Source organism: Geothrix fermentans DSM 14018 (assembly GCF_000428885.1).
Taxonomy (GTDB): domain Bacteria; phylum Acidobacteriota; class Holophagae; order Holophagales; family Holophagaceae; genus Geothrix; species Geothrix fermentans.
Genome location: NZ_AUAU01000013.1, coordinates 72,546 through 86,815 on the forward strand (window position 1 = coordinate 72,546; position 14,270 = coordinate 86,815).

Annotated in this window: 11 protein-coding genes and 1 tRNA gene; 4 read left to right on the plus strand and 8 right to left on the minus strand. The window is 68.3% G+C overall.

Annotated features, from left to right (window positions below; genetic code table 11):
• Positions 1-25: 25 nt before the first annotated feature.
• The 5 genes from G398_RS0106340 to G398_RS21175 form a co-directional block, all read right to left on the minus strand.
• Positions 26-1,483: a glycoside hydrolase family 130 protein gene (locus G398_RS0106340; RefSeq protein ID WP_052571590.1), complete on the minus strand. Its 1,458-nt coding sequence runs from the start codon at positions 1,481-1,483 to the stop codon at positions 26-28.
• Positions 1,480-3,762 (minus strand): glycosyltransferase family 4 protein, encoded by a 2,283-nt coding sequence (locus G398_RS0106345; RefSeq protein WP_026852973.1) that lies wholly within the window; start codon positions 3,760-3,762, stop codon positions 1,480-1,482. Before G398_RS0106345 ends, G398_RS0106340 begins: the two co-directional genes overlap by 4 nt.
• Positions 3,763-3,911: 149 nt before the next feature.
• Positions 3,912-5,270 (minus strand): M20/M25/M40 family metallo-hydrolase, encoded by a 1,359-nt coding sequence (locus G398_RS0106350; RefSeq protein WP_026852974.1) that lies wholly within the window; start codon positions 5,268-5,270, stop codon positions 3,912-3,914.
• An 8-nt stretch (positions 5,271-5,278) separates the two neighbouring features.
• Positions 5,279-6,811 carry a metallopeptidase domain-containing protein gene (locus tag G398_RS20685; RefSeq protein WP_026852975.1) on the minus strand — a complete coding sequence of 511 codons (1,533 nt, stop codon included), beginning with the start codon at positions 6,809-6,811 and terminating at the stop codon, positions 5,279-5,281.
• A complete protein-coding gene (locus G398_RS21175) occupies positions 6,808-7,620 on the minus strand; it encodes a response regulator (protein WP_157492307.1) in 813 nt (270 codons plus the stop codon). Before G398_RS21175 ends, G398_RS20685 begins: the two co-directional genes overlap by 4 nt.
• 135 nt (positions 7,621-7,755) lie before the next feature.
• Here G398_RS21175 and lepA point away from each other — a divergent pair, with 135 nt between their 5' ends.
• The gene (gene lepA, locus G398_RS0106365) at positions 7,756-9,573 is read left to right on the plus strand and encodes a translation elongation factor 4 (protein WP_026852977.1); all 1,818 of its coding nucleotides are present in this window, start codon (positions 7,756-7,758) and stop codon (positions 9,571-9,573) included.
• On the opposite strand, the gene G398_RS19410 is transcribed toward lepA, so the two are convergent.
• Positions 9,570-10,439, minus strand: a complete 870-nt coding sequence (locus tag G398_RS19410) for a GspE/PulE/PilB domain-containing protein (protein ID WP_052571592.1) — start codon at positions 10,437-10,439, stop codon at positions 9,570-9,572. The genes lepA and G398_RS19410 overlap by 4 nt on opposite strands.
• Positions 10,440-10,529: 90 nt before the next feature.
• On the opposite strand from G398_RS19410, the gene G398_RS0106375 reads away from it, so the two are divergent.
• Entirely contained in the window at positions 10,530-11,156 is a 627-nt protein-coding gene (locus tag G398_RS0106375; RefSeq protein WP_026852978.1) for a hypothetical protein, read from the plus strand.
• Positions 11,157-11,316: 160 nt separating this feature from the next.
• Positions 11,317-12,621 carry a tRNA (N6-isopentenyl adenosine(37)-C2)-methylthiotransferase MiaB gene (gene miaB, locus G398_RS0106380; protein WP_043483975.1) on the plus strand — a complete coding sequence of 435 codons (1,305 nt, stop codon included), beginning with the start codon at positions 11,317-11,319 and terminating at the stop codon, positions 12,619-12,621.
• A gap of 40 nt (positions 12,622-12,661) precedes the next feature.
• On the opposite strand, the gene G398_RS0106385 is transcribed toward miaB, so the two are convergent.
• Positions 12,662-13,561: an aldose 1-epimerase family protein gene (locus G398_RS0106385; RefSeq protein ID WP_043483978.1), complete on the minus strand. Its 900-nt coding sequence runs from the start codon at positions 13,559-13,561 to the stop codon at positions 12,662-12,664.
• A gap of 66 nt (positions 13,562-13,627) precedes the next feature.
• On the opposite strand from G398_RS0106385, the gene G398_RS19415 reads away from it, so the two are divergent.
• Positions 13,628-14,170, plus strand: coding sequence for a hypothetical protein (locus tag G398_RS19415; RefSeq protein WP_052571594.1), 543 nt, complete (start codon positions 13,628-13,630; stop codon positions 14,168-14,170).
• 9 nt (positions 14,171-14,179) lie between these two features.
• Here G398_RS19415 and G398_RS0106395 read toward each other — a convergent pair.
• Positions 14,180-14,265: transfer RNA gene (locus tag G398_RS0106395), tRNA-Leu, on the minus strand.
• Between the last annotated feature and the right edge of the window lie 5 nt (positions 14,266-14,270).

A 14,270-nucleotide genomic window follows, 5' to 3' on the forward strand; every position in this document is an offset into this window, starting at 1 on the left:
ACCACGTCGGCTGTGAGGGGCGCGTTCAGCCCTGCAGCGCGGCGAGCAGGTCATCCAGAGGGACGCTCACGATGGTCGAGGCCCGGTCGCTCATGGCATAGGGGAGGACGAGGTCGCGGCCGTGCAGGAGGGCTCCGCAGCTGTAGACGACGTTGGGCACGTACCCTTCCCGCCCCGGGCCCTCGGGTATGAGCAAGGGCTCCCGCAGACGGCCGATGACTTTCGTCGGATCGTGCAGATCAAGCAGGGCGGCCCCGATGCAGTATTTGCGCATGGGGCCGACACCATGGGTGAGTACCAGCCAGCCGGCCTCGGTCTCGATGGGTGATCCGCAATTGCCGATCTTCACGGATTCCCACATCTCGGCAGGTCGGAGGAGCACGGTCGAATCGCTCCAGTGATGGGGGTTGTCCGAGAACATGATGAAGAGGTTCTCGTCATCCTGCCGGGACAGCATCGCATAGCTGCCATCGATCCGCCGGGGGAAGAGGGCCATGCCCTTGTTCTGCACGGCCGTGCCATTCAGCGTGAGGATGCGGAAATGGAGGAAATCCCTGGTCTCGATGAGCTGGGGCAGGATGGCGTGTCCGTTGTAGGCCGTGTAGGTGGCGTAGTACATCGCCGAGCCGTCGTCCTCGACGAAGCGGACGAACCGCGCGTCCTCGATGCCGTGACTCTCGTTCGTGGAGACGGGGAAGATGATCCGCTCGCTCATGGCGAGTTTGGAGGGGAAGTGGATCTCGTAGTTGGAATCAGCCAGCCACTGGATGCAGCGGAGCGTGTTGCTGAGGTCCTGGGTGAGGGGCCGGGTTTCGCGCCGGATGCGGTGGACGCACTGGTTCAGATCGCTCCGGGTGAAGGTCTCCCCGAGGGCATCCATCACCATGGACGCGTGCCCGTTCTCGAAGCCCATTTCGTGCAGCTTGACGATGAAGGGCAGCTTCTTGTGGCTGGGATTGGGGTTGAGGTCCGGCAACGCCACGAAGGGCGAGACGGGGTCCATGCGGAGGTTCCCATCCGAGTCGATGAGGCCGGTCCGGAACTCGATGGAGGAGACGTGCCCTTCGCCCGTGGCCCGCAGGCTGAGGATGAACCGCAGGGCCCCTGTGGGTACGCCCTCCTGGTCGGGATGCGGGACGATGGAGGGATTGAACAGGGCCGCGGATTCGAGCGCGTACTCTCCCGAGAACAGGGCGCCGATGAGGAGCTTGCGTGCATGGGTGAGGGGCCGGTGCGTGAAAATGTGGGGCAGCACCCTCTCGAAATTCGCCAGCAGAGGCGTTTCGATGTCGAGGTGCCTGGAGCTGAAGTCCATCAGCATGGACGCCAGATCATGCGTGGTCTCCTCCTCGCTCAAGGCAAGCGCCCGTCCCAGGATGGTGGTGATCCGGTGCGCGCTGGAGGGGATGAAGGGGCGGATGATGACCCGTGCGCTCTGGGGCGTGAATGCCACATCGTGGCGGCGGAACGGAATGGTCGTCATGAGGTCCGGCCAGGCGCAGATTCGAAGGCGTGTTCGGCGACGTTCATTTCGGCGAGGGCCAAGTGGAAGGCCAGGGTGGATTCTGCGCCCTGGTTCTCGCTGATCCGATCCGGGTGCAACCCATCGCTGCACCCCCCGCTGTGGGAGTCGTACAGCGGCAGGCCCAGGTCGTTGCGGCCCAGGAACCACTCGAAGGCCCGCTTCGCCTCGCGCAGCCAGAGATCCTCCCGGGTGGCGTGGAAGGCCGCCAGGCAGGCGGAAACCATGGATTGGGCCTCCAAGGGTTGCTGATCGAAGTAGGCATGGACACCGCCGTTCACGTAGAAACCGTTGCTCCCGATGGGGCGGAAGTGGCCCGCCTGGGTCTTCTGGATGGAGATCAGCCAACCCAGGGACTTGAGCGCGATCTCCTGCGCCTCGAGGTGGCCCAGATCCTGGCCGCTGAGGAGCAGGGCCTGGCAGAGCCGGCCGTTATCGTAGGTGGCGCTGGGTTCGAACCAGGGCCAGTTCTCGGTGGCGCACTCTTTCCAGAGGCCGACGAGCCGGGTCATCAGGGCCTCCTGCAGGATCTGCGCCTGGGAATGAGCCGGGAAGGACCGCAGGAATTCGTGGAGGCCCAGCAGGGTGAACGCCCAGGCCCGGGGGGACGAAAAGGCTCCCACCGCGGGCAGGCCGCGTTCGAAGAGCTGGAATGAAAGGCGTTGATGGCCTGGGTTGCGGGAACGGCCCGCGCCGGTGCCCGTGGCCCAGAGGGCGCGCGCGTGGCTGTCCTCGCTGCCGGATTCCTCCAGCCATTGCCGCCCGTGGCTCATGAAGTTCCTGAAGCGGCCGATTCCGGGGTTGAAGGCGGCCGCGAGGAAGGCCAGGTAGCTCGTGGCCAGGCGGTCGAGACCTTCAGATGGGGGGTGGCCTCCGGATTCATCCAGCAGGTTGCACAGGATGAAGGCCCTCGCGTTGTCGTCCGTGCAATAGCCTTCATGGAAGTTCGGCACGTTGAAGGTGGCGTGCTGGAGCATGCCCGTGCCGTCGCTCATGCGAACGATGTGATCGAGCCGGAGCGGAGGAAGCTCGTAGGGGCGGCTGGCGAGGGTCCAACCGGCGAAGGCCGAGCGGGGGGCGGCCCTCCGTTCGGAGCGGGCGCGCTGGAAGGATTCGATGAACCGCTCTGCCACTGCGGGCCAGATCATCGCGCGTCCCAGCCGGTAGGCCCCGTCTCGCGTCGCCTTCAGGCGTACCGGGTCGTCGAGGTAGGCGCACACGCCTTCGGCAATGGCCTGTGGATCCCGGAAGGGCACCAGGATGCCGCGGCCTCCGGCGAGCAGCTCCTGCGCGTGCCAGTAGGGTGTGGAGACCACCGCCTTGCCGGCGCCGAAGACGTAGGCCAGGGTGCCTGAGGTGATCTGCGCCTCGTTGAGGTAGGGGGTGAGGTAGATGTCGGTGGCGCCGATGAACTCTTTGAGGTCATCCAGGGACACGAAGCGGTTGTAGAAGATCACGTGCTCCTTGACGCCGCGATCCTCCGCCAGCCGTTCGAGGCTCAGGCGGTAGCTCTCGCCTTCGCGGGCGACGAGATGGGGATGGGTGGCACCCAGCACAAGATAGACCACGTTCGGATGCCGCTTCACGATCTCCGGCAGCGCCTCGATGGCGTATTCGATGCCCTTTCCCGGCCCGAGCAGGCCGAAGGTGAGCAGGACCATGCGGCCTTCCACGCCGAGCTGGGACTTGTAGAAGCCTGAGTCGATGAAGGGAATGTCCGGGATGCCGTGGGGGATGAGGTCCACCTTGGCCTCTGGCACCGCGTAGGTATCGCGCAGGATCTCCGCGCCCTTTTCGGCCATGACCACCAGGCGGCTGCTGCGGCGGATCAGTTCCTCCATCACACTCCTCTGCGCCGGGCTCGGGTCACGCAGGATCGTGTGCAGGGTGGTGACCACCGGCATCCGCACTTCCCGGAGCAGGGCCAGCAGGTGGCTTCCGGCCGCCCCTCCGAAGATGCCGAACTCGTGCTGGACGCAGAGGATGTCTGCATTGTTGAAATTCAGGAAATCCGCTGCGCGCCGGTACGAATCCAGATCCTTCTCATCCAGTTCGAAGCGCACTCGGTCCGGGTAGTCATAGCCCTCGATGCGGTCGTTCACAGCGCCCGCGAAACATTGGGAACCGGGGGCCGCGGCCGCCACGGCCTCGCACAGGTCGTGCGTGAATGTGGCGATTCCGCAGAGCCGGGGCAGAAAGCCACCCAGAAAGGCCATGCGATCTGGCAGGGCGGAGTCCATCGATGAATCTCCCTCATTCGCTGCAACACGTCGCAGCGCGCCCAGTTGTGAAGGACTGAGGTTACCACCAGCGTGGCAACACCATCTCCTGGGCTGGAGGGAGGCTGTGATCGGGCGGACCCCGGGCCAGGGCCCGCGGCGGAATGAGGCTACTGGAATCTCATGTCCGACTGGGCCAGGGCGTAGGCGAAGCTGGCCAGGGTGGCGGCGTTGTAGGCGAGGTCGTCCGGGTCCACCTTGTCGAGGGTGTCGGCGTGGGTGTGGTGCACGTCGAAGTAGTGGGTGGCGGCGTGGCCCACGCCGATGCCCGGCACGCCTTCGGCCACCATGGGGCTCACATCGGCGCCCGATCCCCCCAGCCGCAGGTCGATCGACCCGAAGGGCTCCAGCACACCCCCCAGCTTTTTCAAGGAGGCCAAGGCGCCCGCTTTGGCCTCCGGTGAGGCCTTCCGGAGATCCAGGCTGAACGCCTTGATGCGCTCGCTCCCGGAATCCGTCTCGAAGGCGGCGACGATCTTCCCGAGCTCGGCGCGGTGGGCGTCGCGGTAGGCCTTGCCGCCGCGGAGGCCGTTCTCCTCGTTGGTCCACAGCACCACGCGGAGGGTGCGGCGGGGCTTGAGCCCCAGGGCCTGGATGAGGCGGGCCGCCTCCATGGCGGTGACCGTGCCGGCCCCGTCATCCTGGGCGCCCTGGCCCACGTCCCAGCTGTCCAGGTGGCCGCTGAGGATGACCACCTCCTCGGGCTTCTCCGTGCCGCGGATCTCGGCGACCACGTTCGCGGAGGGGGCGTCGGGAAGGGTCTTGGCGCCCATCTCCAGCTTCATGCGGATGCGCTCGCCCCGGTCCTGCATGCGCCGCATCTGGGCGGAGGCCTCGATGGTCACGGCGGCGGTGGGGATCTTCGGATAGGCGGGGTCATAGTCCATGGCGCCGGTGTGGGGCGTATCCAGGCTCACGGGGCCCACGGAGCGCACCAGGGCCGCCACGGCGCCGTACTTCGCGGCCTTCGCCGCGCCGTCGTGCCGGTAGACCACCGTGTGGCCGTAGCCCTTGAAGGGCACGTCGAAGAGGACGATCTTCCCCTTCACGGCCGCGCCCAGCTTGTCGAGCTCGTCAAAGGAGCCCACCACCACCACGTCCGCCGTGAGGCCGCCTTCAGGCGTGCCCACGCTGCCGCCCAGGCCCAGGAGGTTCACCCGCTGCGGCGCCGGCAGCAGCAGCTCCGCGGATTCTCGGCCGCGCACCCAGTGGGGCACCATGGCCGGCTCCGCGTGGACGTTGACCAGGCCCGCGGCTTTCAGGCGGCCCTGGGCCCAGGCGATGGCCTGGTCCAGCTGGGGAGAGCCGCTGAGACGGGGGCCGATGTGATCGCAGAGCCAGGCCAGGTCAGCGTAGGCGCCATGGGTGCGGAAGGCCTCGGTGCGGAGGCGCTCAGCGGTGGCCCGGGGAGTGGTCTGGGCGCCCAGGCAGGTGGCGGCCAGGAGGAGGAGGCATCGGGTGGATTTCATGCCTCATCTTACTTGGCAGATTGATTCCTGGGAGATTTTTTTGCCAAGGGCCGAGCCAGGTCCACCCGGACCCGCATGCGGCCGCTGGCGTCGGTCTCGAGCACTTCCCATGTCAGCGGCCCGCTGCGGCCCTTGGGGTTCTCCCCGGGTCCCAGGTTGAAGGCGGCGTCATCCAGCTCCCAGCGCCCACAGGGGAAGCGGGGCTTGGGCGGCTCGGGGCTGCCGGGGTGGGCGTCCACCACCCGCACGGGACCCCTGGGATCATCGGGGCTCAAGAGTGCCGGGTCGACGGTGGCCACCACCAGGCCTTCGTGGCCGGGGCCGAAGCGCCCGCCCACGCGGCCGCGTTCGAAGCCCCAGGGGCGTCGTACCTCCAGGCTGAAGAAGCGGCCCTTCTTCCGGGGGTCGGGCAGAGTCACCCACTGGGGATCCGCGCCAGGCGCCCGGGAGACCGGGGCGATCCAGCCCTCCCAGCTCCGGCCCTTCACGGCGAGGCGGCGCACCTGGTCCCGGAAGTGGCCCCGGTACCAAAGCTCCGAACGCACCCAGGCCGAGGGGTGGGAGGGGCTGTAGCCCGTGTCCTCGACCCAGGGGCCCTCCCCGGGGTGGGAGCGGTCCCAGCCGCGGTACTGGCCCGCGTCCATGAGGTCCCAGATGCCCGCGGTGAGGGGATCGCCGCAGTCCAGGTAGAGGTCGTCCACCCGGTGCTCGCCCATGGCGTGGAAGGCCTCGTGGACGATATTCCCGAGGGGGCCCTCCTCGGTCATGAAGATCAGGGGCCAGCGGCGGGTCCGGTCCCAGGGCAGGGGCAGCAGCAGGCTCACGGCCTTGAGGTCCGCCTCGTCCGCCGTCAGCGTCTGGGGCCGGCCAGGCGTGATGATCCACAGGTGATCGGGCTTGCCGTCGGGGCGGAGGGCGCCGGTGCGGTTGTCCAGGCGGTCGCACTCGCCCAGCGTCTCACCCTGCAGCCGCTCCACCACCCACTCGGCCATGCCCAGCTTGTGGGCGTCGGTCCGCGGCGCCGGGTGCTCGGCGCTGCGCAGCTTGAGGAAGCGGCCTTCCACGAGCGCGATGGCGCCCTTGCTGACCTCGTACAGGTAGTTCGCCGCGCTGGCCACGCCGGGCCGGCGGGAGAAGATCAGCTCGCGCAGGGCGCCGTCCGGCAGCTTCGACCGCTCATCGGTGAAGTCGAGGCGGACGATGAAGACCGCTTCCCTGCGGAACCGGGGCTCGGGGCTGAGGGCGATGTCGCCGCGCCACTCGGCGGCGGGCACCAGATCGCGGCGCCAGCCGTCCTTCTCCACGGCCAGCACCGTGTCGGCGGGATCCAGGTCCAGGTGGAAGCGTCCCTCCGCATCGGTCACGGCCAGGGGCGGGTCCGCGGCGGGGGAGACGCGCGGCAGTCGGTCCGGGTAGACCCGCACGCCGGCCAGGCCCCGGCGGCCGTCGGTGACGCGTCCCTCCACGGGGCCGGCGGAGGCCGCCAGGGCCAGGAGGAGTCCGAAGGTGGCGCCCGTGGACCGGTGGAGACGTGCCTTCATGCCCGGCCGAACTTCTGGAGCTGGGCGAGCCGGGCCAGCAGGGCCACGCGGCGGCGCGTCTCCTGGGCCACCAGGGGCTTCTCCAGGGCATCGGACACCGGCTCCTGCAGGCGGGACCAGGTCTCCAGCTCTCCCGTCTCGTGCAGCAGGAGGATGGGGAGGTCCTCCTGGTCCTGGGACTGGTGCAGGGCCACGGCCAGGCTCTGGGCGCTGCCCTCGGCCAGCTCGGTGTCGAGCACCAGGAGGTCCGGGCGATGGGCGAGGATCTGGGCCCGGGCCCGGGCTTCGCCCTGGGCCTCCAGGTAGACCGCCTGGTCCTTGCCGAAGTGGTTCTGGACCTGGGTGAGCACCACGGGGTCGGCGGAGACCACCAGCACCTTCGGGCGGACCGGCGGCAGCGAGCCGGCGCGGAGCGACAGGGCCCGGATGCGGAGGTGGGTCTGCACACGCACCTGGAGCAGCAGGGTGTTGGCGGGCTTGCGGATGAAGTCGTCGGCCCCCGCGGCATACCCCCGGTCCTTGGCATCCCGGCTGAGGGCCGTCAGCAGCAGCACGGGGATGTCCGCCGTGGCGGGATCGGCCTTGATGGCCTCGCAGGCCCTGAACCCATCCACGGAGGGCATGACCCCATCCATGATCACCATGTCGGGCCGGGGCTCCTGCGACCGGAGGCGGGCCAGCGCCTCGGCGCCGTTGGAGGCCACGGCGAGGTGGTGTCCCAGCGGCTGGAGCTGCGCCTCCAGCATGCGCCGCTGCAGGGCGTTGTCCTCCACCATCAGGATGGTCATGGGAGAAGCGAAGTGGGACAAGCGGACTCCTTCCTCTCTTGCTCGAGGTTAAAGACCCCATCGGCGCCGATCAACCCTGGCTTGAGGCGCCGGTAGGTAAAACCCCGCAGACAGCAAAGGTTTCCAACAGTACAATGGCCAGTTCGAGGTTCCTCAGTGGCCCATCCCAGTCTCATCCGCAATTTCTCGATTGTTGCGCACATCGACCATGGCAAGTCGACGCTGGCGGACCGCCTGCTCGAGCTGACGAAGACCGTGGCCCAGCGCGACATGCAGGCCCAGATCCTCGACGACATGGACCTGGAGCGCGAGCGGGGCATCACCATCAAGGCCCACGCGGTGACGCTGAAATACCTGGCGCTCGACGGCCAGACCTACACCCTGAACCTCATCGACACGCCGGGCCACGTGGACTTCACCTACGAGGTGAGCCGCAGTCTCGCCGCCTGCGAGGGCGCCATCCTGGTGGTGGACGCCACCCAGGGCGTGGAGGCCCAGACGCTCGCCAACACCTACCTGGCCCTGGAAAACGGGCTGGAGGTGTTCCCCGTCCTGAACAAGACCGACCTGCCCAGCGCCGATCCCGAGCGCGTGCTGGAGCAGATCGACACCGTCATCGGCCTGGTGGACACGGCCCACGCGGTGAACGTGAGCGCCAAGACCGGCGAGAACTGCGACCAGGTGCTCGAACAGATCGTCAAGTGCATCCCGCCCCCCCAGGGTGATCCGGCCGCGCCGCTCCAGGCCCTGGTCTTCGACTGCTACTACGACGCCTACCGCGGCATCGTGAACCTCATCCGCGTGGTCAACGGCACGCTGAAGGCCGGCGACCAGATCCGGTTCATGTCCACGGGCAGCGAGCACCGGGTGGATGAGATCGGCATCTTCGACCCCAAGATGGACAAGCAGGAGTCGCTGTCCGTGGGCGAGGTGGGCTACCTGGTGGCCAGCATCAAGTCGCTGGTGGACGTGAAGGTGGGCGACACCATCACCCATGCCGTGACCAACACCACCAAGCCGGCCACCGAGATGCTCAAGGGCTTCAAGGAGATCCAGCCCGTGGTCTTCGCGGGCATCTTCCCCACCTCCAGCGACGACTTCGAGGATCTCCGCAACGCCATGGACAAGCTGCGGCTGAACGACAGCAGCTTCACCTACGAGCCGGAGACCTCCACGGCCCTGGGCTTCGGCTTCCGCTGCGGCTTCCTGGGCCTGCTGCACATGGAGATCGTGCAGGAGCGCCTGGAGCGCGAGTTCGACCTGGACCTCATCACCACGGCCCCCAGCGTGCGCTACCACGTGCACCTGACGGACGGCAGCGAGACCGCCGTGGACAACCCCTCGAAGCTGCCGCCCCTCCAGAAGATCGCGAAGATCGAGGAGCCCATCATCGAGGCCACCATCCTCACCCGCACGGACTTCGTGGGCGGCCTGCTGAAGCTCTGCGAGGAGCGCCGCGGCATCCAGCAGAAGCTCGAATACGTGAGCCAGGACCGCGTGATGCTCGTCTACGAGCTGCCCCTGAACGAGGTGGTGCTGGACTTCTACGACAAGCTGAAGTCCATCTCCAAGGGCTACGCCAGCTTCGACTACCACATGAAGCACTACACCGAGTCGGACCTGGTGAAGATGGACATCCTGGTGAACGGCGAGGCGGTGGACGCCCTCTCCATCTTGGTGCACCGCAGCAAGAGCCAGACCCTGGGCCTGGCGCTCTGCCAGCGCATGAAGGAAGTGATCCCCCAGCAGCTCTTCGATGTGGCGGTGCAGGCCGCCATCGGCAGCAAGATCATCGCCCGCACCAATGTGAAGGCCCGCCGCAAGGACGTGCTCGCCAAGTGCTACGGCGGCGACATCAGCCGCAAGAAGAAGCTCCTCAATAAGCAGAAGGAGGGCAAGAAGCGGATGAAGGCCATCGGCAACGTGGAGATTCCGCAGGAGGCCTTCCTGGCCATCCTGAAAGTCGAAAGCTAACTGTCTTTGCCGGAGTTCCGGATCTCGCCGGACTCGACCAGGTTGGCGAGCAGGCGGGGGAGTTCGTCCTCGCCCAGGATGCCCCGGCGCTGGAAGAGGCGGATCAGGCCGAGCACGAGGGCCCGGGTCTGGTAGCTCTCCACGGGGGGAACTGTGTCGCGCAGGGTCTGGCCGACGATGAGGTCCGGCGCGGTGGAGCGGGGCTCCTCCTGCGGGTCGAAGAAGCGGAAGGGGTCCAGGGAGGACGCATCTTCCTCGAGCGGTCCGGCATGGCCGAAGAAGGGATCCGGCGGATAGGCGGGGTCCGCGGCGAGGCCGCGGGTGGGCACAGGCAGGGGATCGAGGGCGAAGGTGACCGGCAGGGCCTCGCCTTCCAGGTGGTCGGCGCCCACGTCCACCGTCACGGTCCCGGCGGGGGCCGGGGCATCCAGGCCGCGGTACAGATCCCCGATGGCCTTGCGGAGGGCGCTGTGGGAGGCCACCACCGGCTGGATGTGCAGGCCCGAGGCGAAGCGCGCGCTGTCCACGGCGTTCAGGTCCGAGGGGTCGGACATGGCCAGCACCAGCGACTTGGGCTCCTTGACCGAGACGGGGAGCACCGTGAACTGGTCCGCCAGACGGAAGGGCACCAGCCTGAGCACCTCGGGCGGCACCTCCAGGTTCCGGACATCCATCTGCGGCACGCCGGTCTGATGGCTGAGGAAATCCATGAGGACCTCCTCGGAGATGTAGCCGAGGGCCACCAGGTTGCTGCCCAGGCGGCCCCGGGCGATCTTCTGGTGGGTGATGGCGCTCTGCAGCTGGGGGGCGGTGATGAGGCCCGATTCCACGAGCAGTTCGCCCAGCCGCTTGATCGGTTGCCGCATGGAGGATCCCTGGGTCAGATCTTTCGGTGATGCAGAAGGGTGGCCCCCAAGGTAACGTCATTCAAGGTTTTTGTGGGCCCCGGGGGAGGCATGGATTCCGAGGATCTCTGGCGCGCGGCCCTGCACGATTTCAACAATCTCCTGACAGGCCTCCAGGGGGTGGTGGACCTTGGCGACCCGTCTCCTTCCCCGGACTCGCAGCACCACGCGCGCATGGAGACCCTCCTCGAGGAGGGCAGGACCCTCATCGCCATGGCCCGGGCGCTCGCCCTGGGGCGGCTCCCCTATTCGGAGCCCATCCCCTGGACGGACTGGGAGGCCGGCCTGAGGGCCCGGCTCGATGCGGCGGGCGCGCTCTTCCGCTGTCCGGTCGAGCTGGTGGATGCGGGTGCGGGACAGGTCCCCTGGCCCGCGCCGTTGTTCCAGGACTGGATCGTGGCCTTCACGCGGCAGGTGCTCCCCTGGGCCGCGCCCGGCCCCCTGTGGATCGAGGCCGAAGCGGAATCCGGGGCCCTTCTGGTGCGCTGGCACACGGATGCCTCGCTCCCCTCCGCCCTGGAGGCCGAGGCGCCGGCGGACGCCCCCCGCAGCCTCGCCGGACACTGGCTCCGTGACGTGGCAGGGCGGCTCGACCTCACCGTCGAGCGCACGGAAACATGCCTCTGCGTCCGCCTCCCCGATCACTCCAGCGACTCCCCCATCCGGCCGGAACCCTGAGGCCAGCCGCCTTCTCCCGCGGAGGCGGACCCGCAGCCTTTTCTCCGTCATCTCCGGCTTCTAGCTTTTCATCTTGCGAACATCGGGCTGAGCGTGGCTGACAACCAGGTCCTGTTAATCCTGTCCATACGCCTTTAAAATTGAAGGTTTGGATGGTGCGATGAAATTCCACATCGAGACCTGGGGCTGCCAGATGAACGACCACGACGGTGAGAAGCTGTCGGGGCTGCTGTCGGCGGAGGGCTTCGAGGCGGTGGACGCGACGGAGGACGCCGACCTGGTGCTGCTGAACACCTGCTCCATCCGTGAGAAGGCCGTGCACAAGGTCTACTCGGAGCTGGGCCGCCTGCGGGAGGAGAAGCAGCGGCGCCCCTTGCTGGTGGGCGTCACGGGCTGCCTGGCCCAGCAGGAGCAGGCCGCCCTCTTCAAGCGGGCCCCCCACATCGACTTCGTGCTGGGCACCATGGCCCTCCGGCAGCTGCCGCGCCTGGTGGCCGAAGCCCGGGCCGGCAAGGCCTGCGTCATGGACACGGGCGAATACCCGGACAACCACCTCTTCCCGCCCTCGGTGGCTCGCCGCCGCGACACCGCCAAGGCGCTCGTCACCATCACCGAGGGCTGCAACCACGCCTGCACCTACTGCATCGTGCCCACCACCCGGGGCGCCGAGCGGCACCGCCCCTTCGTGGACGTGGTGGCCGAGGTTCGCGGCCTGGTGGAACGCGGCTACCGCGAGGTGGAACTGCTGGGCCAGAACGTGAACAGCTACGCCGGCGGCTGCACCTTCGCGGAGCTGCTGGAGCGCGTCTCCGAAGTGGAGGGCCTGGAGTGGATCCGCTTCACCACCAGCCATCCCATGAACTTCACGAAGGAGCTGGCGCGGGTGCTGGCCACCAATCCCAAGGTCGCGCCCTTTCTGCACCTGCCCCTTCAGAGCGGCAGCGACCGCATCCTGCGCCGCATGCTGCGCGAGTACACCGTCGCCGACTACCTGGAACGCCTGGGCTACCTGGGCGAGGCGCGCGCGCGGATCTGCCTCAGCACGGACTTCATCGTGGGCTTCCCCGGCGAGACCGAGGAGGATTTCGAAGGCACGATGAAGGTGCTGGACGAGGCCGCCTTCGACGCCTCCTTCAGCTTCATCTACTCGCCCCGCCCGGGCACGCCGTCGCTGCGCCTCAAGGACGATCTGCCCATGGCCCAGAAGTCCGAGCGCCTGGCCCGCCTCCAGAAGCGCCAGACCGAGCTGACCCTGGCCAGCAACCTGCGCTTCCTGGGCCGCGAGATCCCCGTGCGCATCGAGACCCACGGCCCCACCGAGCAGGGCTGGTGGCTGGCCCGCAGCGGCGAGTGGAAGACCGTCCACCTGGCCGCCGGCCCCGGCCGCGAGCTGCCCTTCGGCGAGCTGGTGAAGGCACGGATCACGCAGGCCAGCCCGCACTTCCTGGGGGCGGAGCTGGCTTGAGAGCTGTCAGCTATCAGCCAAGTTGGGCCGAGACCTTCTTTTACTGAGAGCTGACAGCTGGCAGCTGAGAGCCATCCAAAGAAATCGTGAGGTTCCAGCGGCGGGTGACGCCGGGCGCGAGCAGGAAGGCACCGGGCTTGTCCGTGAAGTCGCCCTGCCAGTCCGCCGGGTCCGCATGTCCCTCCCAGGGCTCGATGCACAGGAACGAGGGGCCTGGATCCGGCTTGGCCCAGATCCCCAGGTGGGGGAAGCCCTCCCAGCGCAGCGTCAGGGCCGACCCGTCTTCGGTTTCGAAGCGCAGGCTCCGGCTCCGCGGTTCCAGGAAGATCAGGGCATCCTCGGAGAACAAGCCTTCGTCCAGGGGCAGCACCCGATCCTGGATGGGGCTGGGACGTGGATTCGGATCAAGCAGGCCCTCCGCAGTGAGGCGCCGGAGGGGCCCGGGTTCCCCGGCCCCGAAGGTGAGGCGGTGCGCGGCCTTGGGCCGGTCCGGCGCCAGGGGCCAGCGGAAGGCGGGATGGAGCCCCAGGCTGGCGGGCAGGGGTGCCTTCCCGGGGTTGTTCAGGGCGAGGTCCATGCGCAGGGAGCCCGAGCTCAGGGTGTAGGCCACCCGCAGCACGAAGGGGAAGGGATAGGCGGCGCGGGTGGCCTCGTCGTCCCGCAGCTCCGCGGTGCAGGTGGTGGCGGTGCCTTCGATCAGCGTGAAGTCCCGGTCCCGGGCGAAGCCGTGGCGGGACATGGGGAGGGCCTGCTCCCCGAGCCGCAGGGTGTCGTCCCCCAGGCGGCCCACGATCGGGAAGAGCAGGGGGGCGTGCCGCGGCCAAAGGGGGCCCGCGTCCCACAGCAGATCCTGGCCGCCCAGCCGCAGGGACTGGAGCTCGGCGCCCCTCGCCGAGATGACGGCCTCGGCCGAGCCGGTGTGCAATCGGTGGATGTCCATGCACGAGATTAACGCCGCCGTGGTAGATTGCCCGCCTAGCCTGCCGCTTTCCTCCGGGAGCCAGCCATGCCCTTCACGGCGGACGTCATCGCGTCGACCCTCCACGCGCCCCTGGCGAACGTGGAGAAGCACTGGCCTCTGGTGAAGGACGCCCTGGCCGCCCTCCGGGTCCTGGATACGCCCACGGCGGTGGCCGCCATCGCCACCATCGGCGCCGAGAGCTACCTGTTCGCACCGGAGCGGGAGCAGGGCAGCGACGCCTACTTCCGCCGCATGTACGAGTTCAAGCGGGCCCTGGGGAACACGGAGCCCGGGGACGGGGCCAGGTACTGCGGCCGGGGCTTCATCCCCGTGCGGGGCCGGGCCGAGTACGCGCGCTTCGGGAAGCTGGTGGGGGCCGACCTGGTGGAGGATCCGGAGAAGGCCCTGGATCCCGCGCTGGCGGCGCGCATCCTCGCCTACGACTTCATGCTCAAGGAAGTGCCCAAGGCCGCCGCAGAGGGCAACTGGGTGAAAGTCCACCGCCTGGTCCGCGGCGACCTCTCCGGCTGGAAGCGGTTCAACGGGATCCTCATCCCCCTGCTGAAGCTGCTGCCGGAGCAGGGCTGATCCTCGATCTGGTGCGCCCGGCCGGACTCGAACCGGCACTCCGTTTCCGGAAGCGGATTTTAAGTCCGCGGCGTCTGCCATTCCGCCACGGGCGCGCCGT

Bases quoted from the DNA above. Each gene is read 5' to 3' on its own strand.
- G398_RS0106385 (WP_043483978.1), bottom strand. From the start codon at position 13,561: ATGGACATCCACCGATTGCACACCGGCTCGGCCGAGGCCGTCATCTCG.
- G398_RS0106350 (WP_026852974.1), bottom strand. From the start codon at position 5,270: ATGAAATCCACCCGATGCCTCCTCCTCCTGGCCGCCACCTGCCTGGGC.
- G398_RS19415 (WP_052571594.1), top strand. From the start codon at position 13,628: ATGCCCTTCACGGCGGACGTCATCGCGTCGACCCTCCACGCGCCCCTG.
- G398_RS0106345 (WP_026852973.1), bottom strand. From the start codon at position 3,762: ATGGACTCCGCCCTGCCAGATCGCATGGCCTTTCTGGGTGGCTTTCTG.
- miaB (WP_043483975.1), top strand. From the start codon at position 11,317: ATGAAATTCCACATCGAGACCTGGGGCTGCCAGATGAACGACCACGAC.
- G398_RS20685 (WP_026852975.1), bottom strand. From the start codon at position 6,811: ATGAAGGCACGTCTCCACCGGTCCACGGGCGCCACCTTCGGACTCCTC.
- G398_RS19410 (WP_052571592.1), bottom strand. From the start codon at position 10,439: ATGCGGCAACCGATCAAGCGGCTGGGCGAACTGCTCGTGGAATCGGGC.
- G398_RS0106340 (WP_052571590.1), bottom strand. From the start codon at position 1,483: ATGACGACCATTCCGTTCCGCCGCCACGATGTGGCATTCACGCCCCAG.
- G398_RS0106375 (WP_026852978.1), top strand. From the start codon at position 10,530: ATGGATTCCGAGGATCTCTGGCGCGCGGCCCTGCACGATTTCAACAAT.